We start from the raw sequence: 25,214 nt of genomic DNA on the forward strand, positions 1-25,214 counted from the left end.
CAAGAATGCCCCGCGCTTTTACGATCCTGGGACATCATCTCTAGGATCGGGACGCCGGGGCTGCCCTCGTGGGGCGTGGACAGGCAAGCTTGCCCGCTCACTGTTCGAGGGAAGCAAGACCATGTCTGATACCCAGTCGCGCGAGGTGCGCGCTCCTTCCTTTCTCGATGCGCTGGTGCCGGTGGCCGTGGTGGTGGCCATGCTGGTGCTGGCGGTCGTGCTGTTCGGCGCCGATGCCTCCTGGGGGCCCAATCAGGTGGTGCTGCTGCTGGGCGCCCTGTTGGCCGGCCTGGTGGGGATGAAGAACGGCCACGGCTGGCATGACATCGAGGAAGCCATCAATCACGGTATCCAGATTTCGCTGGGTGCCATCCTGATCCTGCTGGCCGTGGGGGCGATGATCGGCACCTGGATTCTCGGCGGGGTGGTGCCGTCGATGATCTATTACGGCCTCGATGTGATCGCCCCGCAGTACTTCTATGCCAGCGCCTGCCTGCTCTGCGCCGTGGTGGCGCTGTCGGTGGGCAGCTCCTGGACGGTGGCCGGCACCCTGGGCATCGGCCTGATCGGCATCGCCGATGGTCTCGGCCTGTCGCCGGCGGTGAGTGCGGGCGCGGTGATCTCCGGTGCCTATTTCGGCGACAAGCTCTCGCCCCTGTCGGATACCACCAACCTGGCGCCGGCCGCCGCGGGAGTCGAGCTCTTCGAGCACATCCGCCATATGCTGTGGACCACGGTGCCGAGCCTTGTGATCGCACTGGTGGCCTTCTGGGTACTGGGACTCAAGGCCGAAGCCGGCCTGGCAACGCCCGAGCAGGTGCTGACGCTGCAGGGCATGCTGAATGACAGCTACGCCATCGGGCCCCATCTGCTGATTCCGCTGGCGGTGCTGCTGGTGATGGCGGTGCGCCGCTGGCCGGCCTTCCCGACCATCGTGATCGGTGCCCTGATGGGCGCGCTGTTTGCCGTCGTCTTCCAGCCCCAGGCGGTGCTGTCCCTGGCCGGTGGGGTCGATCTGGCCACGCCGCTTGCGCTGCTCAAGGGTGTGTGGATGGCGCTCTTCGATGGCTACGTGGCTACCACCGGCAATGCCGTGTTCGACGACCTGTTGAGCAAGGGCGGCATGGCGAGCATGCTCAATACCGTCTGGCTGATCCTCTCGGCGATGGCCTTCGGCGGGGTGATCGAGCGCCTGGGGCTGCTCGAGCGGCTGGTGCAGGGCATGCTGGGGGCGACGAAGAGCGCCGGGGCGCTGATCGTCACCACCCTGGGCACCGGGCTTTCGTCCAACATCATCACCGGCGATCAGTACATCTCGGTGATCCTGCCGGGGCGCATGTACCGGGCCGAGTTTCGCCGCCGCGGCCTGGCACCGGTCAACCTGTCGCGCTCGCTGGAGGACTCCGGGACCATCACCTCGCCGCTGATTCCCTGGAACAGCTGCGGTGCCTACATGGCGGCCACCCTGGGCGTGGCGACCCTGTCCTACCTGCCATTCGCCATCTTCAATCTGGTGAACTTCGGCCTGGCGATCGCCTATGCCCTGGTCGGCTTCAAGGTCGTGCCGCTGGCCGCCGCCGAGGCCGATGACAGCGAACCGACCCCGATGGCGGAGTCGCTGGTCAGCGAGAGCCGCTAGGCGGCGGCAGCCGCTAAGACGCACTGTCAGTCGCTGTCCCGACGCAAAAGGGCCCGCCCTCATGATGAGGGCGGGCCCCTTGTCGTTATTGCTGCCTTGTGGTGGTGCAAGGGCCGCCGGCTTCCGTTAGCGGTAGGCTGATTCCTTCAGCGCGCGGATGCGATCATCCAGCGGCGGGTGGCTGGCGAACAGCTTCTCCATCAGCTTGCGGCTCTGGCCGGTGGTGATGGCGAAGGCGGTCAGGGTGTCGGGCATCTGATCCTGCATCTGGCTCTCGGCCTTGAGCCGGGCCAGGGCATTGATCATCGCGCCGCTACCGGCGAGCTTGGCGCCGGCCGAGTCGGCCCGGTATTCACGAAAGCGCGAGAACCAAGCGACGATGATCGAGGCGATCAGGCCGAAGACGATCTCGGCGACGATCACCACCGCGAAGTAGCCGAAGAACCCGAGGCCTTCGTTGTCGTCCCGGCGCATGAAGCTGTCGACGAGCTGAGCGACGACGCGTGCGAAGAACATCACGAAGGTGTTCAGCACGCCCTGGATCAGCGCCAGGGTGACCATGTCGCCGTTGGCGACGTGGCCGATCTCGTGAGCCAGCACGGCGCGGATCTCTTCCGGGCGCATGCGGTTGAGCAGCCCCGCGGAGACCGCGACCAGCGCGTCGTTCTTGTTCCAGCCGGTAGCGAAGGCGTTGGACTGCTGCGCCGGGAAGATGCCGACCTCCGGGGTCTTGATGCCGGCCTCACGGGCCAGTTCGGCGACGGTGTCGAGCAGCCACTTCTCGGTTGCGTTGCTCGGCTGCTCGATGATCTGGGTGCCGGTACTGCGCTTGGCCATCCACTTGGAGATGAACAGCGAGACCAGCGAGCCGGCCATGCCGAACACGAAGCAGAAGATCAGCAGGCTGTTCATGTTCATGCCCTGGGCGTTCAGGTAGGGCTCGACCCCGAGCAGGCGCAGGGTAATGCTGGCGATCAGCACGACCGCCAGGTTGGTGGCCAGGAAGAGAAGGATGCGCATCATGTGGAGGAAGCTCCCGCAGAGAGTGCTGGGCGCCGGCGGTCGCCGGCGCGTTCAATACGCTAGCTTAGATACGTCTTATGCGTGTCGGTTTCAAGTCCCATGGGTGCTGATGCGTCACGAAATGATGAAAGCCCTCACTGACGGTAGCGGGACAGGAAGCGGCCGAAGCGTTCCAGGGCGTCACCCAGCTGGTCGGCCCAGGGCAGGGTGACGATGCGTACGTGATCTGGCTCCGGCCAGTTGAAGGCCGTGCCCTGCACCAGCAGGATCTTCTCCTGCAGCAAGAGGTCGAGCACCAGCTTCTGGTCATCGACGATCGGGTGCACCTTGGGGTCGAGCCTGGGGAAGGCGTAGAGGGCGCCCTTGGGGGTGACACAGGAGACGCCGGGGATGGCGTTGAGCTTCTCGACGGTGATATCGCGCTGGGCCTTGAGACGTCCGCCGGGCAGGATCAGGTCGTTGATCGACTGATAACCGCCCAGCGCGGTCTGGATGGCGTGCTGGGCCGGCACGTTGGCGCACAGCCGCATCGAGGCCAGCATGTTGAGGCCCTGGATGAAGTCGGCGGCGCGCTGCTTGGCGACGTTGCCGGAGAGGATCATCCAGCCGGAGCGAAAGCCCGCGCAGCGATAGCTCTTGGACAGGCCGTTCATGGTCACCACCAGCTGGTCATCGCCGGCGAGGGAGCCGGTGGAGACATGTTCCGCCTCGTCGTAGAGGATCTTGTCGTAGATCTCGTCGGAGAACACCACCAGGTGGTGCTGGCGGGCGATCTCCAGCAGTTCGCGGATCACCTCCGGCGGATAGACGGCCCCGGTGGGGTTGTTGGGGTTGATCAGCACGATGGCCTTGGTGTGGCTGGTCACCTTGGCGCGGATGTCGTCCATGTCCGGCGCCCAGTCGGCCTGCTCGTCGCAGCGATAGTGCACCGCACGACCGCCGGAGAGATTGGTGGCAGCGGTCCACAGCGGGTAGTCGGGGGCCGGAATCAGCACCTCGTCGCCGTCGTTGATCAGCGCCTGCATGGCCATCACGATCAGCTCTGAGACACCGTTGCCGATGAAGATGTCCTCGACCCCGACGCCGGGAATCTGCTTGCGCTGACATTCCTGCATGATCGCCTTGCGCGCCGAATAGAGGCCCTTGGAATCGCAGTAGCCCTGGGCCGTAGGCAGGTTGCGCATCACGTCTTGCAGGATCTCTTCCGGGGCCTCGAAGCCGAACGGTGCCGGGTTGCCGATGTTCAGCTTGAGGATGCGCTGGCCTTCGTCCTCGAGGCGCTTGGCGTGATCGAGCACCGGCCCGCGAATGTCGTAGCAGACGTTGTGCAGCTTCTGGGACTTGTTGAGGGGCGTCGGGGTATCCATGGGGTGTCCGGGTCGTGGGTCCTGGGGTGGCCCCGCCAGGCGGGGCTCGGCGCGCGATTCGTCGGCGCGGGACGGAGCGGGCTGGCTCAGGTGTCGGCGTCGGCCGCGGCACTGGTGTCGCCGTCGGCCTCATCGGTCTCGGGGGACGGGGGCGGCGGGATATCCGCCGGGGTCTCCAGCGTCAGCCGGCCGAGCTTGCCGTCGCGCAGTTCATGCAGCAGCACCTCGGCACCGCGGTGCAGGTCGACTTCGCCGCCCGGGCGCAGACCGCCGCGCTTGGCGGCGATGTCGCGCACGAGAGCGTTGCCGTCGAAACCGGCCAGCGCCAGCAGATCGATCCGCACCGGGCCATCGGCCTCGACCGACTCGGCTGCGGGGTTGCCCTGATAGGGCGGCAGTGTCTTGAGCTTGTAGCGGCCGCTCAGTGCCTCGGGGTAGCGCTTGGCCAGCTCGGCGGCGGTGACCACGGCGACATCCAGATAGTCGATGGCGGTATCGCGGATGGCGCCACTGGCGGCCAGCCGGTGGGCGCTGGCCTGATCCTCGATCTTCGGCCACAGCACCCCGGGAGTGTCGGTCAGCGCTACCCGACCGTCGATGCGCACCTTCTGCTGGCGCTTGGTCACCGCAGGCTCGTTGCCGGTCTTGGCGATCTTGCGCTTGGCAAGGCCATTGATCAGGGTGGATTTGCCGACGTTGGGGATACCCATCACCATCACCCGCACGTCGCGATCGGCGCGCACCTCGCCGGCAAGCTCATGGCACAGCTTGGGAATGCGCTTGAGTTCCTTGGCCTGGGTGGTGGTCACCGCCAGCGCCCGGGTGTTGGGCTGGGCATCGAAGTATTCCACCCACTCCCGGGTGCGCTCGGGGTCGGCCAGGTCGGCGCGCGAGAGAATCTTCAGTACCGGCTTGTGCTCGGTGAGCTCGGCCAGCATCGGATTGGCGCTGGAGTAGGGCAGGCGAGCGTCGAGCACCTCCAGCACCACGTCGATTTCCGGCAGCGCCTCGGTGATCTGGCGGCGTGCCTTGTGCATGTGTCCCGGGTACCAGCCCAGCATGGCCTCTTCTCCTGCGCGTTTCTAACGGCCGACCATCTTAGCAGATGGACGGCCGGCTGAGGCCAGCGGGGAGGGGCAGGGCAGCATGATTCGCCGCGCATGATTCGCCGCCAAGGGAAGCGGGCGGCGAACCGCTGAGGTTACTCGTCCTTGTGGAAGTCGATGGCCACCGAGTTGATGCAGTAGCGCAGGCCGGTGGATTCGGGCGGGCCGTCCGGGAAGACGTGGCCCAGATGGGCGTCGCAGTGTGAACACACCACTTCGGTGCGCTGCATGCCATGGCTGGTATCGTCATGTTCCTCGACCGAACCCTTGCCCAGCGGGCGGTCGAAGCTTGGCCAGCCGCAGCCGGCATCGAACTTGTGCTCGTTCTCGAACAGTGGGGCGTGGCAGCAGACACAATGAAAGATGCCCTGCGCCTCGCTGACCTTATAGTCGCCGCTGAAGGGGCGCTCGGTACCTTTCTCCCGGGTGACCCGGTACTGCTCGGGGCTGAGCTGGCTGCGCCATTCGGCCTCGCTCTTCTCGATCTTCTTGCGCATGGCGTACCTTCCGCTATTCAGGGGAAATGACCGGTGCTGGACAGTCGCGCGTCGCGTGCCGCGCAATGCACACCTACATCTTAATCTTACTCTGCCACTGCTGGCCGATGTCGCTCAATGTGGTACCTGCAATGCGGTACCTGTAATGCGGAACCTAGGTTGCCCGCCCTGGCGGGCGTTGGCCTGACACACCCTGTCCCGCTCACCTTCAGGGTAGCGTGTGGGTGAGGAAACGCTCGGCGCAACAGGCGCTTGACAGCATCGGGTGTGCTCAGTAACATACGCGCCATCTTGAAGAGGCACGGCCACGTCCCATTCGTCTAGTGGTCCAGGACACCGCCCTTTCACGGCGGTGACAGGGGTTCGAACCCCCTATGGGACGCCACCCTCTTGAAGATGCCGGATGACCGGGAAGTAAATGCGGAAATAGCTCAGTGGTAGAGCATCGCCTTGCCAAGGCGAGGGTCGGGAGTTCGAATCTCCTTTTCCGCTCCATGCGTCCCATTCGTCTAGTGGTCCAGGACACCGCCCTTTCACGGCGGTGACAGGGGTTCGAACCCCCTATGGGACGCCACTTCGGTCATTCAAAAAAGCAGCACAGCGTTTGTGAGTTAAGCGGAAATAGCTCAGTGGTAGAGCATCGCCTTGCCAAGGCGAGGGTCGGGAGTTCGAATCTCCTTTTCCGCTCCATGCGTCCCATTCGTCTAGTGGTCCAGGACACCGCCCTTTCACGGCGGTGACAGGGGTTCGAACCCCCTATGGGACGCCACTTCACAACGCACAACGATAAGCGGAAATAGCTCAGTGGTAGAGCATCGCCTTGCCAAGGCGAGGGTCGGGAGTTCGAATCTCCTTTTCCGCTCCAATCGTTCCTCCCCGGCGTTATGCCAGTTTGATCCCAGCATTACCTCTCCTCGATTAGTTTCTCAGTGCTTTCCAGCGTACCTGTGCGTCAGTTCCTTCCCCGGGATTGAATTCTGAGCACTCGCCCCTATCCTTAGTGTCCTAATTTTTTAACCAGCTCACAGGTGTCCTGATGGCTGAACCGGCGCTGTCCATCCGTGGCCTCACCAAGGTCTACGGCAACGGCTTTCATGCCTTGAAAGGCATCGATCTCGATGTCCAGCAGGGTGACTTCTTCGCGTTACTGGGTCCCAACGGGGCCGGCAAGTCCACCACCCTCGGGGTGGTCTGCTCGCTGGTGCAGAAGAGTGCGGGCAAGGTGTCGGTGTTCGGCATCGATATCGACCGTGACTTCGCCCGCGCCAAGTACCATCTCGGCGTGGTGCCCCAGGAGTTCAACTTCAACCAGTTCGAGAAGGTCGAGGACATCATCCTCGCCCAGGCCGGCTACTACGGCATGTCGCACCGTGAGGCCAAGCCCCGTGCCGAACAGCTGCTCAAGGACCTGGGCCTGTGGGACAAGCGCGACGGCAGCGCACGCATGCTCTCCGGTGGCATGAAGCGCCGCCTGATGATCGCCCGCGCCCTGATGCACCGCCCCAAGCTGCTGATTCTCGACGAGCCCACCGCCGGGGTGGACATCGAGCTTAGGCGCTCCATGTGGGACTACATGCGCCGCATCAACCGCGAGGAGGGCACCACCATCATCCTCACCACCCACTATCTCGAGGAAGCCGAGAGCCTGTGTCGCAACATCGCGATCATCAATCACGGTGAGATCGTCAAGAACACCAGCGTGCGTGAACTGCTCGGCCAGCTGAATACCGAGACCTTCCTGCTCGACCTGGCCGAGCCGGTGGTCGAGACGCCGGCGCTCGAGGATTTCCAGGTCGAGACGGTCGATGCGAGCCAGCTGGCGGTGTCGGTCAAGCGCGGTCAGCGCCTCAACGATGTCTTCAGCCAGCTGTCCGAGCAGGGACACACCGTGGTGTCGATGCGCAACCGGGCCAACCGGCTGGAAGAAATGTTTGTCTCGATGGTGGAAGAGTCCAACGCGGAGGCCGCGAAATGAATCCCATGCAGATAGCCGTGGCGCTCTGGACCCTGGTGGGCAAGGAAGTGCGCCGTTTCACCCGGATCTGGCCGCAGACCCTGCTGCCGCCGTCGATCACCATGACCATGTACTTCATCATCTTCGGCAACCTGATCGGGTCGCGGATCGGCGAGATGGATGGCTATAGCTACATGGACTTCATCGTCCCCGGCCTTATCATGATGGCGGTGATCACCAACAGCTACTCGAACGTGGCCTCTTCGTTCTTCTCCAACAAGTTCCAGCGCTCAATCGAGGAGATGATGGTCTCGCCGATGCCCAACTGGGTGATCCTCGCGGGCTTTATCCTGGGCGGCATGGCGCGTGGCCTGGGCGTGGGCATCATCGTCACCGGGGTGTCGCTGTTCTTCACCCGCATCGAGGTAGCGCATCCGCTGCTGACCATCGGCGTGGTGGTGCTGACCGCGGCTCTGTTCGCCACCGGTGGCTTCATCAACGCCCTGCTCGGCAAGAAGTTCGATGACATCTCGATCGTGCCTACCTTCATTCTGACGCCGCTGACCTACCTGGGCGGGGTCTTCTATTCGATCTCGCTGCTGCCGGATTTCTGGCAGGGCGTCTCGATGCTTAACCCCATCCTCTACATGGTCAACGTCTTCCGCTACGGCTTCCTGGGAGTCTCCGACATTCCGGTGGGCTGGGCGCTGGCCGCCATCTTCGCCTTCATCGCCGTGCTGTTCGCCATCGCCCTGTGGATGCTCGAGCGTGGCAAGGGCATCAGGAGCTGATCATGACGCATGACCGTCCCGACACCCTCGCCGAGGCCCCGCTGGGGCGCGAGTCGGCCTACCCGGAGCGCTACGATCCGGCCTTGCTGTATCCCATTTCCCGGGCCGCCAACCGGGCGCCGCTGGGCATCACCGACGATGCCCTGCCGTTCGTCGGCGAGGATGAGTGGCACGCCTTCGAGGTGTCCTGGCTCACGCCCCGGGGTAAGCCGGTGGTCGCCGTGGCCCGTTTCCGCCTGCCCGCCGACTCGCCGAACCTGATCGAGTCGAAGTCCTGGAAGCTGTACCTGAACAGTTACAATCAGAGCGGGTTTGCTTCCCGCGAGGAGGTGATCGCGACCCTCGAGCAGGATCTCGCCACCGCCGCCGGGGCGCCGGTCGCGGTTGAGCTTTACGGCGTCGACGATCAGGCCCTGGCCACCCAGCGCCTGCCCGGCGAGTGCATCGATGAGCTCGACGTGGCGATCGATGCCTATACGCCGGAACCCACGCTGCTCACGGTGGGCGAGGAGATCGTCGAGGAAACCCTGCACTCGCATCTGCTGAAGTCCAACTGCCCGGTCACCGGCCAGCCCGACTGGGGTAGCGTACTGATTCGCTACCGCGGCCCCCGGCTCGATCGCGAGGGGCTCTTGAAGTACCTGGTCTCCTATCGTCAGCATCAGGACTTCCACGAGCACTGCGTCGAGCACATCTTCACCGATCTGATGACCCGCGCCCGTCCCGAGCGGCTCTTGGTGCTGGCTCGCTACGTCCGCCGCGGCGGACTGGACATCAGCCCCTGGCGGGCCACCCCTGGCGAGCGCCCGCCCGAGCCGCTGCGCCTGGCGCGGCAATAGCCACCTGGCGTACAGTCAGGCTAGATGCCTTTCGGCGGGCACGACGCTTCGGACAACCCCGAACGCTGCCCGCCACCCCATTGCTGCAAGGAGACCCGGATGGATGCGATGACGCTGCTGCACGAACGCAGCTCCATGGGCAAGTTGCGCGGCCCGGCGCCCGACGCCGATCAGCTCGATGCCATCTACCGCGCCGCCCTGCGCGCGCCTGATCACAAGGAGCTCACCCCCTGGCGATTCATCGAGTTTTCGGGCGAGGGGCTTACCCGTCTCGGTGAGCTGTTCGCCGAGGCCGAGTTCCACAATAATCCGCACATCGACGATGCCGCCCTGGATGCCGCGCGCAAGAAGCCGCTGCGGGCGCCGATGATCATCGCCGTGGTCGCCAAGATCACCCCGGACGAGCCCAAGGTGCCGCCCCTTGAGCAGTCGCTGTCCGCGGGCTGTGCCGCCCATGGCATGCTGCTGGCGGCCCAAGCGCTGGGGCTGGGTGCGATGTGGCGTACCGGCCACTACGCCTTCGACCCCACCGTCAAGAAGGGCCTGGGGCTTGGTGAGCACGACGAGCTCGTGGCCTTCCTGTACCTGGGGCAAATGGGCGGGCGCCACAAGCCGCTACTGGCGCGGGACCCGGCCGACTTCGTCGAGCGCTGGAGCTGAGTCATGCGTCAGGCCGGTATTCCGCATCCGCGCCTGCCGCTGCCACCGGCGGGGCAGGGCGATGATCTCATCAGCTTTCGCCACTGGCTCGAGGAGGCCATTCCCCTGGTCTCGCAGCTGGGGATCAAGGGCCTGCACTGGCAGGATGACGCCCTGGTCTGGTCGCTGTCGCTTGACCCCAACCTCAACGACAAGGGCACCGGCTTCGGCGGCTCGCTTGCTGCGCAGACCACCCTGATCGGCTGGTGCTGGGCCACCCTGTGGCTGCGCTCGCAAGGCCGCGATCAGAACGTGGTGGTCGCCGAGGCGACTCAGCGCTTCCAGGCCCCGGTGACCGGCGACTACCGTTTGGTGTGCCGCCCGGAAGACCCGTCAGGGCCGGCGGCCCTGGCCGAACGCCTCGCCAGCCGCGGCAAGGGCCGCCTTGTGCTGGTGCAGGAGCTCTTCTGCGGCGACACCCTGTGCCTCACCGCACGCGGCGACTATGCGGTATTGCCCTGACGCTATTGGAAAAATTTGCCGAGTGGCTTGCAATCGCAGGCCGATCTCGATAAAGTATGCGCCGTTCTGACGCGGAAGGCGCAGCCCCCACGGCAGAGCTAAAAATTGCGGAGGGGTGTCCGAGTGGTCGAAGGAGCACGCCTGGAAAGTGTGTAAGTCGAAAGGCTTCGAGGGTTCGAATCCCTCCCCCTCCGCCACCGAATAGTGACAAAGAGCCAAGCACATCGCTTGGCTCTTTTTTTGTGCTTATCACCCAACTTTTCCCTGCCCTAGGGGCTTGTGCCCTGGATCACTGTGGTGCGCGCCCCTCAGCGGTGATGCACCGCAGACGACAGGCATCGTGCGCTCGGTGTGAGCGTCGAGAAGGGGGGGGTGCCGCGTAGTGGTGAACTACCATAAATTTTTATTATTGCGCTAATTATTAGCGTGGGGTAGTCAGCTCTCCGAGGTTGCTAGTAAACTGGTCTAATTATATGAGGCGATGAGCGCTGACGCGCTGATCCAAGCCTTGAACCTCTTGAAACGGGAGTAGCCGAATGGCTCACGACACCCTGCTGACACCGACCCGCCTGGGCAGCCTTTCGCTGCCCAACCGCATCCTGATGGCGCCGCTGACTCGGGCGCGTACCCCGGACAGCGTGCCGGGCACGCTGCAGGAGGCCTACTATGGGCAGCGCGCCGGGGCCGGCCTGATCATCAGCGAGGCGACCAACATCTCGCCCACCGCGAAGGGCTATGTCTATACCCCGGGCATCTGGACCGATGAACAGGAAGCCGGCTGGAAGGGGGTGGTCGATGCCGTACACGCCAAGGGCGGACGCATCGCGCTGCAGCTGTGGCACGTCGGTCGCGTTTCCCACGAGCTGGTGCAGCCCGAGGGCCAGGCGCCGGTGGCGCCGAGCGCACTGAAGGGCGAGGGCGCCCAGTGTTTCGTCGAGTTTGAGGACGGCAGTGCCGGGCGGCACGAGACCAGCACCCCACGGGCGCTTGCGACCGACGAGATCCCCGGCATCGTCGAGGACTACCGCCAGGCGGCGATTCGCGCCAAGCGAGCCGGCTTCGACATGGTGGAGGTCCACGCCGCTAACGCCTACCTGCTTAACCAGTTCCTGGCCACCGGCACCAACCTGCGCACCGATCAGTATGGTGGCTCGCTGGAGAACCGCGCCCGTTTCCCGCTGGAGGTGGTCGATGCGGTGGCCGAGGTGTTCGGGCCGGAGCGCACCGGCATTCGCCTGACGCCGTTCATCGAGATTTTCGGCCTGACCGACGACGAGCCGGAGGCGATGGCCTTCTACCTGATGGAGCAGCTGTCCCATCGCGGCATCGCCTATGTGCACGTCAACGAGCCCGACTGGGCCGGGGGCGATATTCAGTTCAGTGATGATTTCCGTCGCGCCCTGCGTGCCCGCTTCACCGGCAGCCTGATCTTCTGTGGTCACTACGACGCCGAGCGTGGTGAGCGGATCATCAACGATGGCATCGCCGATGCGGTGGCCATCGGGCGTTCCTACATCGCTAACCCGGACCTGGTCGAGCGCATCCGCGTGGGGGCCGAGCTCAACGAGCCGAACCCGGAGACCTTCTATGGCGGCAGCGAAGCCGGCTACACGGACTATCCGTTCCTGGACAACGGCTTCGATCGCCACGCCTGATCCCCTGGGCCTTGTTAAGCCCAATGCTCTGCTTTTGCCCCCTCAGTGAGGGGGCTTTTTTGTGGATGGAAGAAGCGGGGCAGGGCGCGAGCCAAACGGGCAGGTGTCAGGCCTTGGCGGCGGCCAGGGCCTGATCGATATCGGCGATGATGTCGTCGACATGCTCGATGCCGATCGAGAGGCGCACCATGTCCGGGCTCACGCCGGCGGCCTTGAGCTCCGTCTCGTTGAGCTGGCGATGGGTGGTCGAGGCCGGGATAGACGAGCAGGTCTTGGCGTCGCCGATATTCACCAGACGCAGGATCAGTTGCAGGGCATCGTAGAAGCGGGCGCCGGCTTCGCGTCCCCCCTCGATGCCGAAACTCAGGATGCCAGACGCCTGGCCACCCATGTAGCGCTTGGCGAGGGCATGATCCTTGTGGCTCTCGAGGCCGGCATACTGCACCCAAGTGACCTGGGGGTGCTGCTCCAGGTGCGTGGCCACCTTGAGGGTGTTGTCGCAGATGCGCTCGATGCGCAGGGCCAGGGTCTCGAGTCCCTGCAGCAGGTTCCAGGCGGATTGGGCCGAGAGGGCGGCGCCCATGTTGCGTAGCGGCACCGTCCGCGCCCGAGTAATGAAGGCGGCCGGACCGGCATCGCGGGTATAGACCACGCCGTGATAGGACACGTCCGGTTCGTTCAAGAGCGCGAAACGCTTGGGATGATCGACCCAGGGGAACTTGCCGGAATCCACGATGACGCCGCCCACCGTGGTGCCATGGCCGCCGATGTACTTGGTGGCCGAGTGGATGACGATATCGGCGCCATGCTCTATGGGCCGCCACAGGAAGGGAGTCGGCACGGTGTTGTCGACGATCAGCGGCACGCCGTGACGGTGGGCCACATCGGCCAGCGCTTGCAGGTCGACCACGCTGCCGGAGGGGTTGCCGATGCTCTCGCAGAACACCGCCTTGGTGCGGTCATCGATCAGGGCGGCGATGCCGGCCAGATCACCCTTGTCGGCGAAGCGCACCTCGATGCCCTGGCGGGGCAGGGTATGGGCAAAGAGGTTATAGGTGCCGCCGTAAAGCTCGCTGATCGAGACGATGTTGTCGCCTGTTTCGGCAATGGTCTGGATCGAGTAGGTGATCGCGGCCATGCCCGAGGCCACGGCCAGGCCCGCGATCCCGCCTTCCAGGGCGGCAATGCGCTGCTCCAGCACCGCACAGGTCGGGTTCATGATCCGCGAGTAGATGTTGCCCTCGACCTTCAGGTCGAACAGGTCGGCGGCATGCTGGGCACTGTCGAAGGCGAACGAGGTAGTCTGGTGGATCGGCACGGCCACGGCATGCTGATCATCCGGGGCATAGCCGTGGTGAAGGGCGAGGGTTTCTCGTTTCATGACGCATCCTGGCGACGGTAACTGGACCGACAGCATAGCAGGGAGGGGTAGCGTGCACGTCGCCTGCGACTATTGGTGCAATCCGCCACTGGGCTACGCTTGAAGGATCGACCTTGCCGGAGCCGTTGCCATGCTGCCTGTCCTACTGCTGAGCCTTGCCCTGTTCGCCTCGTCTACCCCGCTGCTCGCCCAGGAGGACACGCCGAATCTGATGCCCGGTCTGTGGGTGTTCGATAGCGTGACCCGAGTCGAGGGTGACTTGCCAATTCCCGATCAGAGCGAATCGCATCAGGAGTGCCTGACCGAAGCCGACATCGCGGATGCCCGGCGCTCCCTCGTCCACGAACAGGACGGCTGCGAATTGATCGAATCGATGATCGATCAGGAGCAGATGGATTACCGCATGGTCTGTCGGGGCGGCGGCGGCGAGGCGAGCATCAATGGCACCCTGCGCTTTCTCGGCGAGCGGGCCGAGGGCCGCGTGGATGTGGACACTACCACGCCGATGGGGGCGCTCAGGATGCACACCACCATCGAGGCGCGGCGGCTGGGCGAGTGCTGATGCCGGTGCAAGAGGCGATACTGCCCCACTGAGCCTCTCTGCCGCCTAACCGGCCGCCCGGTCGGGGGCGGCGGCCTGCGGTAGCTGGCGCACCCACTCCTTGGCGGCGTCCTTGTGGTGAGTGCCGAATACCCGCACCTCAAGGGGCTTGAAGAGTCGGCTCTCAAGCTTCGCCAGCGGACGCACCCAGTGGCGGTCGGTCACCACGGCGGCACGATGATAATGCGCAATGTCGCCGATCTGGGTCAGGCCGTAGCCCAGGTCGCGGAGAATGGCGGTGAGCGTCATCCAGCGCATCTCGTCGATCTCTGCGTAGAGACTGACTCTCGACTGGGTCTTCTTCAGGGCCTCGATGGCGTCAATGGCCTGCTGCAGGTCATCGGCGCTGACCTGACCACTGGCGCGTAGGGCGATCACATGGTCGGCGCCCGGGGGCAGCAATTCGATCATGGCAGTGATTCCTCTCGACGTGGGCGAACCGGCAGCGCCATCGCCCGGTACAGGGGAAGGGAGCGCTATCTCCAGCATAGCAGTCGCGTCAGGGCATCGGGCCTGGCTCAGAGGCATGATCAGGGGCAATGAGCTGTAAGCCCAAGGCACCAGGCAACACCAAAGGGAACACCAGGAGAAAGGGCAGGCCGTCGGCCTTCATGACCTTTTCATTGTCGGTCCAGATTTCACTCGGGGGGTTGCCATGCCGGTATCAGCAAACGTTAACCGTGTGTCCGCGGGAGTGGCGGCGGGGATGGCCGCGTTGCTGCTTTCATTCGTCAGCCAGGCGGCCGAGAGCGGGGCGGAACCTACCGTGATCGAGCTTCATCAGGTGGCCTGCCAGTTTCTGGAAAGCGAGCATGGCGTCGACCATGACTTCGAGACCGCCCGCAAGACAGACTGCGAGGCGGTCAATGAGCGCACCGGCGAGGCGCGCCTGGCCAAGGCCAGGGTGCTAGAGCTGGCGCCGGGGGATTACGTCTTCCGGGTCACCAACGTCGATGTGCCCTATGATCTCGGCTTCTGGCTGCGTGGCGACGGCCTGATCGATCGCGCCCGCTTGCCCAGCGTCTCCGGTGGCGGCCTGTCTCCCGGGGCCACTCGGGATTATGCGATCACCCTTGAGCCCGGTGACTATGTGTACTCCTGCCCGCTGAACCCGACCCCGGACTATGCCATCACGGTCAGCGGCTAGGCCCGAGTTTCAGTCCAAGGAATCCGCTGCTGCCATCTTCGCCGCCCTGGGGGCGAGGGGGTAACCAGCGCATCAAAAAGCCGGTCGACTTTCAGGCGACCGGCTTTTTGATGTTTTCTCGCGACGACTTCTTCTGATGTCCCTCCCAGTGTCCCCATGAAATCTCAGCCGCTTGGGCGTGCCAATCGCCACTCATCAAACCTAGCTGCAAGATAGTCCTACCCTCCTGCAAGATAGTTACAGCGTAACTGAATGGTAACAACGATGCTTGTTCCCGTAAGCCGTTGGCACAACGCGATCGGCTTGGGCCGGCCCGGCACAACGGGCATCTCACGTGAAGACGCAAGGGAGTTCAACTCATGAACAAGCTGATGATGGGTGTGAAGCGGTTCTGGCAGGAAGAGGAAGGCACCGAGGTCGTGGAATGGGCGCTGGTCGGTGGGCTGATCGTGGCCGCTGGGGCAGGAGTATATTCACTTATTGGGGCACAAGTTGCTGCAAAGATGGATTCTCTTTTGAACACTGTTAATGGTACTGCTACGTATGAACCGCCCTCCACTGATGGGTAAGTAGTTAAGCAGGGCGCCTGTTTCGTGGGTGCCCTGTTCTATTGTGTGGCGATGATTAAGGAGGAAAGAATGATAAGTGAGGGAGTAGGAGTTTATCTACTGCTATCTCTAATCGCATGCGCCACAGCATGGGATATAAGAACGCGGCGCATCCCGAATGCGCTTGTTATGGCCGGGGCCGCGCTGGGTATTCTGCTGCAGGGAATGCAGGCAGGATCGAGCGGTGTCCTGGCCGCCCTTTTCGGCCTGGGCGCTGGGCTCGCCGTGCTTCTGCCAGGCTATTTGCTGGGCTTTACCGGTGCTGGCGATGTCAAGCTGATGGCTGCAGTGGGCACCTTTCTTGGCGCTAAAGGCGTCCTTATGGCGGCAATATTCAGTATCGGCGTGGGCGGGGTGATCGCACTGGGGTTTGCCGCCAGCAGCCTGGTTGCGGGTACATCTATAGGGCCTTGGAGTCGCTACTCGCTGATGTTTCGCACTCTTATTGCTACTGGTAAGCCTATTTATATAACTCCTGAAGAGGGTGAGGTTATGGGCAAGAAGTTCCCCTTCGCCGTCTCTATCGCTTTGGGTACCTGTGGGTACCTTTTCTGGATGTACACGCACTGATATTCAGAGCAATAGGGATATCTTTCAGAGGAGAATTCCCCGATGAGTCTCGCGCCACTTAATACCGATAATGATCAGGACGCTGGCCAGAAAATTCTGGCGGGGCCGTCGGAAATCGCCAATGCCATGCGACCCGCAACGATAGCAGAGACGGGGCTGGATCTTCTGTATATCGCCGACCTGCTGTCCAAGCAGCTTTTTGAAGCCGGCGTACTCGACATGCGGGAACTTAGCCAGCGCAGTGCGCTATCGGGGGCGGTAGTCGAGGAGGTCTGTCACTTCCTGCGTGACGAGCGACGCATCGAGCTGCGAGGTGCCGGCAGCGGCGGTAGCCTGCGATATGGCCTGACCGACTTGGGCCGCGCGGCGGCGCTGGAGGCCCTCGCCCGGGACGGTTACAGCGGCCCGGCGCCGGTCACCCTGGAGGACTACACCCGCCGGGTGGCCCACCAGACCATGAAGGGGGTGGGCATCGATAGGGAACGGGTCTTCGAGGCCTTCGCGGATATGGTCATTCCCCCGGAACGGCTCGATCAGCTCGTCCCGGCACTGGTCTCGGGCCGCGCCATGCTCCTGTATGGCGATGCCGGTACCGGCAAGAGTTATACCGCCCGTCACCTGGCACGACTATTGCCCGGTGAGGTGCTCATTCCCCACGCCATCATGGTGGCGGGCAAGGCGCTGCGCTGCTTCGATGGTGGCGTGCATGAGCCTGTGGCCAATGACATCCCCTCGCCATTGGCGAGCCTATACCTGGAGCGTGGCCATGACCCGCGCTATGTCTGCTGCCACCGCCCCTGCGTGGTCACCGGTGGCGAGTTGACGCTCAATATGCTTGAAGTCCAGTACGACCCGGCCACCCGCATCCATCATGCGCCGCTACAGCTCAAGGCCAACAACGGCATGCTGGTGATCGATGACCTGGGGCGTCAGCGCATGGCGCCCATGGAGCTCTTCAATCGCTGGATCGTCCCGATGGAGGAGCGCATTGATTACCTGACGCTGAGCAGTGGCCAGCACTTTCGCATTCCCTTCGATGTGGCTCTGGTGTTCTCCTCGAATTTTGATCCGCTGAGCCTGATTGATCCCGCTTTCCTGCGTCGCATCGGCTACAAGATACGTTTTTCCTGCTTAGGCCGGGACGACTACCTGACCCTCTGGCAGCAGGAGTGTTTGGCCAACGGCATCGACTACAACGAGCGACTGGCCACCTTTGTGATTGATGAGTTGTACCAACGCCGCGAGGTGGCGCTCCTGCCCTGTCACCCACGAGACCTCATCGGGCTGGCCGTGGATTACCTGCGTTATCAGGGACATGACCAGCTTTCCAAGTCGGCCCTCTACTGGGCCTGGCAGAACTACTTCGTCGAATTGGGTGATTCCGGGAGGGATGCGTCATGAAAAAGCAGGGTGTGGTGTTGATGTTGGGGGTGTCACTGGTGATGGCCTTTGGGGCCGCTATGGTGGCGAAGAACTGGATGAAGGCTCAGTCGGGTGACGATGGCCTGAGCGATGTGGCGCAGGTGGTGGTAGCCACCTTGCAGATTCCCTTTGGCTCCACGGTACAGGCCTCAGACCTGAAGATGCTGGAGCTGCCTCCGAATGCGATTCCCGCGGGAAGCTTTCACAGCATTGAGAGCGTGGTGGGGCGGGTCAGCAACCAGGTCATCTACCCGGGCGAGATCGTGCTGGAAGGGCGGGTGGCCGAGCATATGGGAGGCAGCGCCCTGGCGGCGGTGCTCGAGCACGGCAAGCGCGCCATGAGCGTGCGAGTCGACGACGTGGTTGGGGTGGCGGGCTTCCTGCTGCCGGGCAATCGGGTGGATATCGTCTCCGCCAGGCGCGATGGAGGCAGCAACCGTAGCGTCAAGTCGGAGACCATCCTGAGCGACATCAAGGTGCTGGCGGTGGATCAGATCGCCTCTCAGGACCGAAACGGCCCGGTGATCGTGCGGGCGGTGACCCTCGAGGTCGATCCTCGCCAGGCCGAGAAGCTGGTCGAAGCTACTCAGGAAGGCAAGGTTCAGCTGACGCTGCGTAATCCCATGGATAACGAAGAAGATGACTTCATGACCGCTCAGCTGCCCAAGCCCGAAACAGTGGCCGTGGCGCCTCGGCCTGTGCTTCGGGCCGTAAGTCAGCGAGTCAATGTGATTCGCGGTACCCAGATGAGCTCGGTCACGGTCAGAAATTGAACGCCATGATGACTAACAGCGGCAGGATCTATTCGCGTCAGTGGGAGAGTGCTATGGACAGGCAAAGGGAAATCGGGAAGTGGGTAGTGGTGGCTGTGCTGGTCCTGCTGGCTGGCCTCTGGGCAGAGGTTGTCAGCGCCCAGGCCCTGGAGCGCAGCATCGCCATGCCCTATCAGGGGCGCTCGGCGGCGGTGGCGGTAGCGGTCAACAAGTCTCAGGTACTGGAGTTTCCGCGGCCGGTGAAGATCCTGTCGATCGGCAACCCGAATATCGCCGATATCGTGGTGGTGCGCTCGCGCCAGGTCTATGTACTGGGCAAGACGTTGGGCACTACCAACGTGGTGCTGTGGGATCAGAATGAACGGGTTCAGGGCATGCTGAATGTCACCGTGACCCATGATCTCGATACGCTCAAGCTGCATCTGCACGACATGCTGCCTGACGAGAACATCCAGGTGCGCTCGGCCCAGAACAGCATCGTGCTGAGTGGAGAGGTGTCCAGCGCCGAGCGCATGGAGACGGCGCTGCGCCTCGCCCAGCATTTCTCGGCAGGCGACGAGGGCGGTGCCCAGGTGATCAATCTGATGCAGGTCGGTGGCGCCCAGCAGGTGATGCTGGAGGTCAAGGTGGCCGAGGTCTCCCGCTCGCTGGTCAAACGCCTGGAAACCGACTTCAACGTCTTCAACGTCGGCTCGTCGGCCCTGCAACTGGGAGCGGTGAAGGGCGGGGCAAGTTTTCCAGATGCCTTGTTCTCGGGAAATGGTGCGACGGGGCGTGCTCCAGCGTTGTTGTCAGGCTCCGTTGTCGGGCCGGCTGTGAGTGAGTTTGCACCGACAACGGCCACCATCGAAGACGCCGGCATTTTCGCCAGCTACCTGCGCGACGACTATCTGCTGAACCTGGTGCTTGACGCCGCTAACCGCGAGGGGGTGGCCAAGATTCTCGCCGAGCCCAACCTCACCACCCTGACCGGCCAGCCCGCACAGTTTCTCGCTGGCGGAGAGTTCCCGATTCCCGTGCCCCAGGGCGATGGCCAGATCACCATCGAGAACAAGGAATTCGGCGTCGGGCTGCGTTTCCTGCCGGTGGTGCTGAATTCCGGCAGCATCAACCTGAAGGTGGATGTCTCGGTCTCTGAGCTTACTGCAAGCAACAGCCTGGTGGTGGGGGTAGGTGAGCAGTCGTCTTCGCAGTTCTTCGTGCCGGCACTGACCAAACGCAGTGCGAGCTCTACCGTAGAGCTTGCCACCGGCCAGACCATCGCCATCGCCGGGATGCTCAACGAGAGCCTGCAGGAAAACATCTCAAAGTTCCCGGGGCTTGGTGACGTGCCGGTCATCGGTGCGCTGTTTCGAAGCCAGGAGTTCGTCAAGGAACAGACCGAGTTGGTGATCTTCGTCACCCCGCGCTTGGCGCGCGCCTATGAGCCTGACCTGGCGCGCCTGCCTACCGGCTCCTTCGTGCCCCCGAGCGACGTCGAGTTCTACCTCATGGGGCGCTTTAATGGCCGCGATGAGGCCGATCAGCCGAAGCCCCGGCGTGCGAATCGCTCCAGCATGGACATGCAGTTGATGTCGAGCCGTCGCGAAGGCGGCACCGAAGGCCAGTTCGGCCATGACCTCTGATTCGCGCCCGGGAGAATCCACCATGTCGCATTCACTGATTGTTCTGCCCCGTGCTGTTTTGCACCGCTTCGCCGTGGCGAGTCTCATGTCCCTGGTGCTGGTCGGTGGGCTCACCGCCTGCGCGGGGCAGCCAGGCGCCGACCTGCCGCCCTATGGCGATACCGTGCGCCACATGATCGAGACCCAGACCTACCACCCGGGAGATCCCGTTTCGCCGACCAGCGGGCGCAAGGTGGCGGGCGCCCTGGAAGGCTATCGTCAGCCCGCCGCGGCGTATCCGCCGTCGAGCATGTCGCTGCCCTGAGTGGGCATTTCGACAGGCAAGTCTGGCCAGGACAAGGTGCAAGGGCTGCTGACTACGGGATCGTCACTTTAGAAGGGGAACACCATGCGGTATCGACTGGAGATTCTGCTGGCAGGACGCGCCCGGGACGAGCTCGAGTGCCTGGAGACGCTGCTTCGCAGCCAGGGAGACATCAGGGCCACCACCAAGGTGATCGTCAACGGCCACGCCGATCCGCTGCATGGGGTGTCGCCACTGCCGGATGCGCTGATCCTGCTGGCCAGCGAACGCTGGGAGGCCGAGCTCACCGCGCTCTGGGAGCGGCCGGCGGCCGAGCGCCCGCCGCTGCTGGTGGTCGGCCCCAAGGGGAATGTCGATCTGATTCGCTTGGCCATGCGAGCGGGAGCCCGGGACTTCTTCTCACCGCCGATCGATGACGGCGAGATTACCCAGTTCATTCGCCAACTGGCGCGGGATAAGGTCGCCGACCCTCAGCAGCCCCGTGCTCGCATGACCGCGGTCATCAATGCCAAGGGAGGGTCGGGTGCCAGCATGGTGGCTGCCAACCTTACTCATATCCTTGCCAGTCAGGAGCGGCGCAGTCTGCTGCTGGACCTGGACGTGCAGTTCGGGTCGCTACCCCTGTACTTCAACATGGCGCCCCACAATGGCCTGGTGCGTGCGCTCGAAGAAGCCGACAGCCTGGATGCCGTGGCGCTGGAGGGCTATGTGCAGACCCACGACAGCGGCGTGGACCTGCTGGCCTCGTCGCCGGACGACATGGTGACCGTTGCGGAGGTGCCGGAATCCCGGGTCGAGCTGCTGCTCGATGTACTCGGCCAGGCCTATGACGAGGTCATCATCGATTTGCCCCGCTGGGTGGGCGGACCCACCGCAGCGGTGCTCGAGCGGGCCGATCGGATTCTGGTGGTGCTTGAGCAGAGCGTGGCCCACCTGCGTGACGCCCAACGGCTGCGCGATATCCTGCGCCACGAACTCAAGCTGACCCAGACCCGAATGTTGCTGGTGGTCAACCGCTACGACAAGCACAACGACGTGGGCCTGTCGGCGATTCGGGATGCCCTGCCGGGCATGGCGATCCTGACGTTGCCCAATGACTTCCGCCGTGTCAGCCAGAGCATCAATGTGGGCAGTCCCCTGCTGGAGATGGCGCCCAAGGCACCGGTGACCAAGGCGCTCAAGTCGCTGGCCGAATCGCTTAACGACGAAACAGAAGCGCCGGCGCCTCGCTCTGGCCGGTTGTCCCTGCTGGGCTGGGCCCTGCGGAATTGAGGGCAATCGCATGTGGCCTGGCTCACAGGGCGTTGTCCCTGATGGCGCCACCTATGCCATCCCTTATGGCTGCCCTTATGGAGAGCAATACCCATGAACTTTCGTGAACGCGTGACCAACGATGGTGCTCAGGATGCTCCAAGGACCCAGTGGGGCCTGAAGGCATCGCGCAATGCGACCCAGGGACTGTCCGGTGCCGAGCAGGAATGCAAGCAGCAGATATTCAAGAAGCTGGTCAAGGTGCTCGACCTGTCGCTGCTGGGCAGTCTCGATGAACGGGAGGCGCGCAACCAGATTCAGCAGGTCTGCGAGGCGCTGATGAGTGAGGAAGCGCTGCCCTTCAACGTCGCGGTGCGCCAACGCATCGTCACCGAACTGCAGGACGAGGTGCTGGGTCTCGGGCCGCTGGAAGCCTTGCTGGCCGACAAGAGCGTCTCCGACATCCTGGTCAACGGCACCACGCCGATCTTCGTCGAGCGCAGCGGCAAGCTCGAGCAGACCCAGCTGCGCTTCGACAGCGATCGCCACCTGATGACCATCATCGATCGCATCGTCTCGAGCGTAGGCCGCCGCATCGATGAGTCGTCGCCGATGGTGGATGCTCGCCTCAAGGACGGCTCTCGTGTCAATGCGGTGATTCCGCCGCTGGCCATCGACGGGCCGATGCTGTCGATTCGCCGCTTCGCCGTGGAGCGGCTGAACGCCGAGAACCTGGTGGAGATCGGCACCCTGACGCCGGTAATGGCCGAGCTGCTGGAGCGTATCGTTCAGGCTCGCCTCAATGTGCTGGTCTCGGGCGGGACCGGGGCGGGCAAGACGACTCTTCTCAACATCCTTTCGGGCTTCATTCCCCATCGTGAGCGCATCGTCACCATCGAGGACTCGGCGGAGCTGCAGCTCCAGCAGCCTCATGTTGTTCGGTTGGAGACCCGGCCGCCGAACATCGAGGGGCGCGGCGAGGTCACGCAGCGCGACCTGGTCAAGAACAGCCTGCGCATGCGCCCGGACCGCATCATTCTCGGCGAGGTGCGCGGCAGCGAGGCCTTCGACATGCTCCAGGCCATGAACACCGGCCACGACGGTTCACTGACCACCATCCACGCCAATACGCCTCGCGATGCCCTGAGCCGCATCGAGAGCATGGTGGCCATGTGCGGCTTTCAGTTGCCGGCGGCGGCCCTGCGCGCCCAGATCGCCTCGGCCATGGATGTGGTGGTGCAGGTCGAGCGCATGGAGGATGGCAAGCGCCGGGTGGTCAGCGTGCAGGAGATCAACGGCCAGGAAGGCGACATCATCACCATGTCCGAGATTTTCCGCTTCCAGCGGGACGGCCTCGATGAACAGGGCAACGTCATGGGCTCCTATCAGGCGACCGGGGTGGTACCGGGCTTCTACGACTACCTCAAGCGGCGCGGCCTGGCGCCCGATCTCCATGTGTTCCAGGTACAGGGAGGGCAGCGGCCATGGAATTGAATGTGTCCGACGAGGTGATCGTCATTGGGATGGTGGCCATCGCCGTCTTCCTGCTGATGCAGAGCTTCCTGGTGCCGGCCTTCGGCGAGAATCGCCAGACCCGCAAGCGACTCAAGAAGCGTCTGCGCTCGATGCAGGGGGATCGGCGCCCCGGCCAGATATCCCTGGTGCGGCGCAAGTACCTGCGCGAGCTGTCTCCCCTCGAGCGGGCGCTCGAAGCCTTGCCCGGGATGGAACACATCGAGCGCCTGGTCGAACAGGCAGGCAAGGAAACCCCGGCCTATCGCATCGTGCTGTTCTCTGTGTGTCTGGGTGGCATGGTCGGAGTGGCGGGGGTCTACCTGCTGCCGATTCCCGCGATGGGCGTGCTGATCGGGCTGCTGGTGGCCAGTGTTCCCTTCCTTAGATTGCGGCTGGCACGCACTCGGCGGTTGGCCAAGTTCGAGGAGCAGTTGCCGGATGCCTTGGTGATCATGGCTCGCGCCCTGCGAGCCGGGCATCCTTTCAGTGATGCCATGCACCTGGTCGCCGAGGAGATGGCCGAGCCCCTGGCCGGGGAGTTTCGTACCACCTTCATGGAAATCAACTACGGCGGCGAAGTACGCACCGCCATGCAGGGGCTCCTCGAGCGGGTCGAGAGCGTGACGGTGATGGTCTTCGTGACCTCGGTACTGATCCAGAAGGAGACCGGCGGCAACCTGGCCGAACTGCTCGATGGCTTGGCCAAGGTGATTCGTGAGCGTTTTCGCTTCCATCGCAACGTGCGCACTCTCTCGGCCCAAGGCCGCATGGCGGCCTGGATCCTGTCGCTGCTGCCGTTCGGGCTCGCCGGCGTGCTGTCGATCACCAGTCCGGATTTCATCCCGATGCTGACCGACAATACGACCGGCCGGCAGTTGGTGATGATCGCCTTTGTGCTGATCGTCATTGGCATCTTGTGGATGCGCAAGATCGTGCGCATCGACGTCTGAGGAGGTGGTCATGGAACGCATCAATCAATGGATGGCTTGGCTCGACGAGCAAGTCGCCGACCCGGTCATGATCGAACTGGGCTTCGCCACCCTGATGGGACTTGCCATTTTCGCCCTGCTGGTGGCCCTGGTGCTGCTGATCATCGGCCTCTCGGATCCCCTGCGACGTCGATTGCGTGGCCTGGAAGCGCATGCGGAGGTGGCCGCCGCTGGTCATGGTTCGGGAACGTCAGGCGGTATCAAGGCCTCACCCTCTGTAGCAGGGGGGCTCGATCACTGGCTGGGGCCGATGGGCGAGAAGCTTGTTCCCAGCGAGGAAGAGAAGCAGCACAAGCTCGCTCAGCGCCTGCGCCGCGCCGGCAAGCGCTCACCGGGCGCGGTGAATGTCTTCTACGGAGCAAGGCTGGCGCTGACGGTATTGCCGGCCCTGGTGGTCATGGCCGTGCTGGTCCCGCTGACACGCCTGCCGATCTCTACCGCGCTGCTGGTCATGATGGCGGTCGCTATCGTTGGTTATGTGCTGCCGTCATTCTGGCTGGACCAGCAATTCAACAAGCGTACCCGCCTGTTGCGTCGCGGCCTGCCGGATGCTCTGGATCTTCTGGTGGTGTGCACCGAGGCAGGACTCGGGCTGGCAGCCGGCATCCAGCGCGTCTCCCATGAACTCGCCGTCAGTCACCCGGAGCTTTCCGATGAACTCAACCTCTTCGGGCTGCAGACCCGCGCCGGGATGGATCACAGGAGTGCCCTGCGTGACCTAGAGGAGCGGACCGGCGTCGAGGATATCCGAGGGCTGGTGACCACGCTGCTGCAGAGCATGCGCTTTGGCACCAGCATTGCCGCCACGTTGCGTATCTATGCCTCCGAACTCCGGGATAAGCGTACCCAGGAAGCCGAAGAAAAGGCCGCCAAGGTCAGCACCAAGATGCTTTTTCCGCTGATCTTCTGTGTCTTTCCCAGCTTCTTCGTGGTCGCGCTCGGGCCGCCGTTGCTGGGGGCCATGGAAGCACTGGCCCGCGCCGGCCAGTGAACCTC

Annotated in this window: 25 protein-coding genes and 7 tRNA genes; 26 read left to right on the top strand and 6 right to left on the bottom strand. The window is 63.7% G+C overall.

All coding sequences use genetic code 11. The annotated features are described in order from the left end of the window. Positions 1-121 precede the first annotated feature (121 nt). Positions 122-1,639, top strand: coding sequence for a Na+/H+ antiporter NhaC (gene nhaC, locus IEJ03_RS03720; protein ID WP_192036369.1), 1,518 nt, complete (start codon positions 122-124; stop codon positions 1,637-1,639). Between the two features lie 126 nt (positions 1,640-1,765). On the opposite strand, the gene htpX is transcribed toward nhaC, so the two are convergent. The 4 genes from htpX to msrB all read right to left on the bottom strand — a co-directional run bounded on the left by htpX (position 1,766) and on the right by msrB (position 5,632). Continuing rightward, entirely contained in the window at positions 1,766-2,662 is an 897-nt protein-coding gene (gene htpX, locus IEJ03_RS03725; protein WP_192036370.1) for a protease HtpX, read from the bottom strand. A 134-nt stretch (positions 2,663-2,796) separates the two neighbouring features. After that, positions 2,797-4,029 carry a pyridoxal phosphate-dependent aminotransferase gene (locus tag IEJ03_RS03730; RefSeq protein WP_192036371.1) on the bottom strand — a complete coding sequence of 411 codons (1,233 nt, stop codon included), beginning with the start codon at positions 4,027-4,029 and terminating at the stop codon, positions 2,797-2,799. Between the two features lie 86 nt (positions 4,030-4,115). Continuing rightward, positions 4,116-5,090 carry a ribosome biogenesis GTPase YlqF gene (gene ylqF, locus IEJ03_RS03735; protein WP_192036372.1) on the bottom strand — a complete coding sequence of 325 codons (975 nt, stop codon included), beginning with the start codon at positions 5,088-5,090 and terminating at the stop codon, positions 4,116-4,118. 140 nt (positions 5,091-5,230) lie between these two features. Continuing rightward, complete coding sequence (gene msrB / locus IEJ03_RS03740; protein WP_192036373.1) at positions 5,231-5,632, bottom strand: peptide-methionine (R)-S-oxide reductase MsrB; 402 nt, start codon at positions 5,630-5,632, stop codon at positions 5,231-5,233. Positions 5,633-5,941: 309 nt separating this feature from the next. On the opposite strand from msrB, the gene IEJ03_RS03745 reads away from it, so the two are divergent. The 13 genes from IEJ03_RS03745 to IEJ03_RS03805 all read left to right on the top strand — a co-directional run bounded on the left by IEJ03_RS03745 (position 5,942) and on the right by IEJ03_RS03805 (position 12,032). Beyond that, positions 5,942-6,017 (top strand) — tRNA-Glu (locus IEJ03_RS03745). Positions 6,018-6,052: 35 nt separating this feature from the next. Continuing rightward, positions 6,053-6,127: transfer RNA gene (locus IEJ03_RS03750), tRNA-Gly, on the top strand. A 3-nt stretch (positions 6,128-6,130) separates the two neighbouring features. Then, positions 6,131-6,206: transfer RNA gene (locus IEJ03_RS03755), tRNA-Glu, on the top strand. Positions 6,207-6,247: 41 nt separating this feature from the next. Next, positions 6,248-6,322, top strand: a tRNA-Gly gene (locus IEJ03_RS03760). A gap of 3 nt (positions 6,323-6,325) precedes the next feature. After that, a tRNA-Glu gene (locus IEJ03_RS03765) sits at positions 6,326-6,401 on the top strand. Positions 6,402-6,422: 21 nt separating this feature from the next. Further along, positions 6,423-6,497 (top strand) — tRNA-Gly (locus IEJ03_RS03770). Positions 6,498-6,668: 171 nt separating this feature from the next. Then, entirely contained in the window at positions 6,669-7,607 is a 939-nt protein-coding gene (locus tag IEJ03_RS03775) for an ABC transporter ATP-binding protein (RefSeq protein WP_192036374.1), read from the top strand. Continuing rightward, positions 7,604-8,377 carry an ABC transporter permease gene (locus IEJ03_RS03780; RefSeq protein WP_192036375.1) on the top strand — a complete coding sequence of 258 codons (774 nt, stop codon included), beginning with the start codon at positions 7,604-7,606 and terminating at the stop codon, positions 8,375-8,377. The genes IEJ03_RS03775 and IEJ03_RS03780 overlap by 4 nt, the downstream gene beginning before the upstream one ends. A 2-nt stretch (positions 8,378-8,379) precedes the next feature. Beyond that, entirely contained in the window at positions 8,380-9,216 is an 837-nt protein-coding gene (queF, locus tag IEJ03_RS03785; protein WP_192036376.1) for an NADPH-dependent 7-cyano-7-deazaguanine reductase QueF, read from the top strand. A 99-nt stretch (positions 9,217-9,315) separates the two neighbouring features. Next, on the top strand, positions 9,316-9,876 hold the full coding sequence (locus IEJ03_RS03790) for a nitroreductase family protein (protein WP_192036377.1): 561 nt from the start codon (positions 9,316-9,318) through the stop codon (positions 9,874-9,876). A gap of 3 nt (positions 9,877-9,879) precedes the next feature. Beyond that, positions 9,880-10,377, top strand: a complete 498-nt coding sequence (locus IEJ03_RS03795; protein WP_192036378.1) for a YiiD C-terminal domain-containing protein — start codon at positions 9,880-9,882, stop codon at positions 10,375-10,377. A gap of 109 nt (positions 10,378-10,486) precedes the next feature. Beyond that, positions 10,487-10,574: transfer RNA gene (locus tag IEJ03_RS03800), tRNA-Ser, on the top strand. A 339-nt stretch (positions 10,575-10,913) separates the two neighbouring features. Next, the gene (locus tag IEJ03_RS03805) at positions 10,914-12,032 is read left to right on the top strand and encodes an alkene reductase (protein WP_192036379.1); all 1,119 of its coding nucleotides are present in this window, start codon (positions 10,914-10,916) and stop codon (positions 12,030-12,032) included. 106 nt (positions 12,033-12,138) lie between these two features. On the opposite strand, the gene IEJ03_RS03810 is transcribed toward IEJ03_RS03805, so the two are convergent. After that, the gene (locus tag IEJ03_RS03810) at positions 12,139-13,413 is read right to left on the bottom strand and encodes an aminotransferase class I/II-fold pyridoxal phosphate-dependent enzyme (RefSeq protein ID WP_192036380.1); all 1,275 of its coding nucleotides are present in this window, start codon (positions 13,411-13,413) and stop codon (positions 12,139-12,141) included. A gap of 130 nt (positions 13,414-13,543) precedes the next feature. Here IEJ03_RS03810 and IEJ03_RS03815 point away from each other — a divergent pair, with 130 nt between their 5' ends. Beyond that, positions 13,544-13,975, top strand: coding sequence for a DUF3617 family protein (locus tag IEJ03_RS03815; protein ID WP_192036381.1), 432 nt, complete (start codon positions 13,544-13,546; stop codon positions 13,973-13,975). A 45-nt stretch (positions 13,976-14,020) separates the two neighbouring features. Here the strand turns inward: IEJ03_RS03815 and IEJ03_RS03820 are convergent, their stop codons facing one another. After that, positions 14,021-14,425, bottom strand: coding sequence for an STAS/SEC14 domain-containing protein (locus IEJ03_RS03820; protein WP_192036382.1), 405 nt, complete (start codon positions 14,423-14,425; stop codon positions 14,021-14,023). A gap of 304 nt (positions 14,426-14,729) precedes the next feature. Between IEJ03_RS03820 and IEJ03_RS03825 the strand changes: the two genes are divergently transcribed. The 11 genes from IEJ03_RS03825 (at position 14,730) to IEJ03_RS03875 (ending at position 25,209) form a co-directional block, all read left to right on the top strand. Further along, positions 14,730-15,161, top strand: coding sequence for a hypothetical protein (locus tag IEJ03_RS03825; protein ID WP_202884392.1), 432 nt, complete (start codon positions 14,730-14,732; stop codon positions 15,159-15,161). Positions 15,162-15,520: 359 nt separating this feature from the next. Beyond that, on the top strand, positions 15,521-15,730 hold the full coding sequence (locus IEJ03_RS03830) for a hypothetical protein (protein ID WP_192036384.1): 210 nt from the start codon (positions 15,521-15,523) through the stop codon (positions 15,728-15,730). Between the two features lie 51 nt (positions 15,731-15,781). Then, on the top strand, positions 15,782-16,339 hold the full coding sequence (locus IEJ03_RS03835; protein WP_242458042.1) for an A24 family peptidase: 558 nt from the start codon (positions 15,782-15,784) through the stop codon (positions 16,337-16,339). 42 nt (positions 16,340-16,381) lie between these two features. Further along, entirely contained in the window at positions 16,382-17,740 is a 1,359-nt protein-coding gene (locus IEJ03_RS03840; RefSeq protein WP_202884393.1) for an AAA family ATPase, read from the top strand. After that, a complete protein-coding gene (gene cpaB / locus IEJ03_RS03845; RefSeq protein WP_192036385.1) occupies positions 17,737-18,534 on the top strand; it encodes a Flp pilus assembly protein CpaB in 798 nt (265 codons plus the stop codon). The genes IEJ03_RS03840 and cpaB overlap by 4 nt, the downstream gene beginning before the upstream one ends. A 53-nt stretch (positions 18,535-18,587) precedes the next feature. Further along, positions 18,588-20,159, top strand: a complete 1,572-nt coding sequence (locus IEJ03_RS03850; RefSeq protein ID WP_192036386.1) for a type II and III secretion system protein family protein — start codon at positions 18,588-18,590, stop codon at positions 20,157-20,159. A gap of 22 nt (positions 20,160-20,181) precedes the next feature. After that, positions 20,182-20,463, top strand: a complete 282-nt coding sequence (locus tag IEJ03_RS03855; RefSeq protein WP_192036387.1) for a hypothetical protein — start codon at positions 20,182-20,184, stop codon at positions 20,461-20,463. An 84-nt stretch (positions 20,464-20,547) separates the two neighbouring features. Then, entirely contained in the window at positions 20,548-21,735 is a 1,188-nt protein-coding gene (locus IEJ03_RS03860) for an AAA family ATPase (protein WP_192036388.1), read from the top strand. 93 nt (positions 21,736-21,828) lie between these two features. Continuing rightward, on the top strand, positions 21,829-23,208 hold the full coding sequence (locus IEJ03_RS03865) for a CpaF family protein (protein WP_192036389.1): 1,380 nt from the start codon (positions 21,829-21,831) through the stop codon (positions 23,206-23,208). Beyond that, on the top strand, positions 23,199-24,179 hold the full coding sequence (locus tag IEJ03_RS03870; RefSeq protein ID WP_192036390.1) for a type II secretion system F family protein: 981 nt from the start codon (positions 23,199-23,201) through the stop codon (positions 24,177-24,179). The genes IEJ03_RS03865 and IEJ03_RS03870 overlap by 10 nt, the downstream gene beginning before the upstream one ends. A gap of 10 nt (positions 24,180-24,189) precedes the next feature. Continuing rightward, positions 24,190-25,209 carry a type II secretion system F family protein gene (locus IEJ03_RS03875; protein WP_192036391.1) on the top strand — a complete coding sequence of 340 codons (1,020 nt, stop codon included), beginning with the start codon at positions 24,190-24,192 and terminating at the stop codon, positions 25,207-25,209. Positions 25,210-25,214 lie beyond the last annotated feature (5 nt).

The organism is Halomonas sp. YLGW01 (genome assembly GCF_014840935.1).
In the GTDB taxonomy this organism is placed as follows: domain Bacteria; phylum Pseudomonadota; class Gammaproteobacteria; order Pseudomonadales; family Halomonadaceae; genus Onishia.

Coding starts and splice junctions, on each gene's coding strand:
- IEJ03_RS03775 (WP_192036374.1), top strand. CDS start 6,669: ATGGCTGAACCGGCGCTGTCCATCCGTGGCCTCACCAAGGTCTACGGC.
- IEJ03_RS03805 (WP_192036379.1), top strand. CDS start 10,914: ATGGCTCACGACACCCTGCTGACACCGACCCGCCTGGGCAGCCTTTCG.
- nhaC (WP_192036369.1), top strand. CDS start 122: ATGTCTGATACCCAGTCGCGCGAGGTGCGCGCTCCTTCCTTTCTCGAT.
- IEJ03_RS03850 (WP_192036386.1), top strand. CDS start 18,588: ATGGACAGGCAAAGGGAAATCGGGAAGTGGGTAGTGGTGGCTGTGCTG.
- IEJ03_RS03860 (WP_192036388.1), top strand. CDS start 20,548: ATGCGGTATCGACTGGAGATTCTGCTGGCAGGACGCGCCCGGGACGAG.
- IEJ03_RS03875 (WP_192036391.1), top strand. CDS start 24,190: ATGGAACGCATCAATCAATGGATGGCTTGGCTCGACGAGCAAGTCGCC.
- IEJ03_RS03835 (WP_242458042.1), top strand. CDS start 15,782: ATGATTAAGGAGGAAAGAATGATAAGTGAGGGAGTAGGAGTTTATCTA.
- IEJ03_RS03855 (WP_192036387.1), top strand. CDS start 20,182: ATGTCGCATTCACTGATTGTTCTGCCCCGTGCTGTTTTGCACCGCTTC.
- IEJ03_RS03840 (WP_202884393.1), top strand. CDS start 16,382: ATGAGTCTCGCGCCACTTAATACCGATAATGATCAGGACGCTGGCCAG.
- IEJ03_RS03810 (WP_192036380.1), bottom strand. CDS start 13,413: ATGAAACGAGAAACCCTCGCCCTTCACCACGGCTATGCCCCGGATGAT.
- IEJ03_RS03815 (WP_192036381.1), top strand. CDS start 13,544: ATGCTGCCTGTCCTACTGCTGAGCCTTGCCCTGTTCGCCTCGTCTACC.
- ylqF (WP_192036372.1), bottom strand. CDS start 5,090: ATGCTGGGCTGGTACCCGGGACACATGCACAAGGCACGCCGCCAGATC.
- htpX (WP_192036370.1), bottom strand. CDS start 2,662: ATGATGCGCATCCTTCTCTTCCTGGCCACCAACCTGGCGGTCGTGCTG.
- IEJ03_RS03865 (WP_192036389.1), top strand. CDS start 21,829: ATGAACTTTCGTGAACGCGTGACCAACGATGGTGCTCAGGATGCTCCA.
- IEJ03_RS03790 (WP_192036377.1), top strand. CDS start 9,316: ATGGATGCGATGACGCTGCTGCACGAACGCAGCTCCATGGGCAAGTTG.
- IEJ03_RS03780 (WP_192036375.1), top strand. CDS start 7,604: ATGAATCCCATGCAGATAGCCGTGGCGCTCTGGACCCTGGTGGGCAAG.
- msrB (WP_192036373.1), bottom strand. CDS start 5,632: ATGCGCAAGAAGATCGAGAAGAGCGAGGCCGAATGGCGCAGCCAGCTC.
- IEJ03_RS03795 (WP_192036378.1), top strand. CDS start 9,880: ATGCGTCAGGCCGGTATTCCGCATCCGCGCCTGCCGCTGCCACCGGCG.
- IEJ03_RS03830 (WP_192036384.1), top strand. CDS start 15,521: ATGAACAAGCTGATGATGGGTGTGAAGCGGTTCTGGCAGGAAGAGGAA.
- IEJ03_RS03820 (WP_192036382.1), bottom strand. CDS start 14,425: ATGATCGAATTGCTGCCCCCGGGCGCCGACCATGTGATCGCCCTACGC.
- queF (WP_192036376.1), top strand. CDS start 8,380: ATGACGCATGACCGTCCCGACACCCTCGCCGAGGCCCCGCTGGGGCGC.
- IEJ03_RS03730 (WP_192036371.1), bottom strand. CDS start 4,029: ATGGATACCCCGACGCCCCTCAACAAGTCCCAGAAGCTGCACAACGTC.
- cpaB (WP_192036385.1), top strand. CDS start 17,737: ATGAAAAAGCAGGGTGTGGTGTTGATGTTGGGGGTGTCACTGGTGATG.
- IEJ03_RS03870 (WP_192036390.1), top strand. CDS start 23,199: ATGGAATTGAATGTGTCCGACGAGGTGATCGTCATTGGGATGGTGGCC.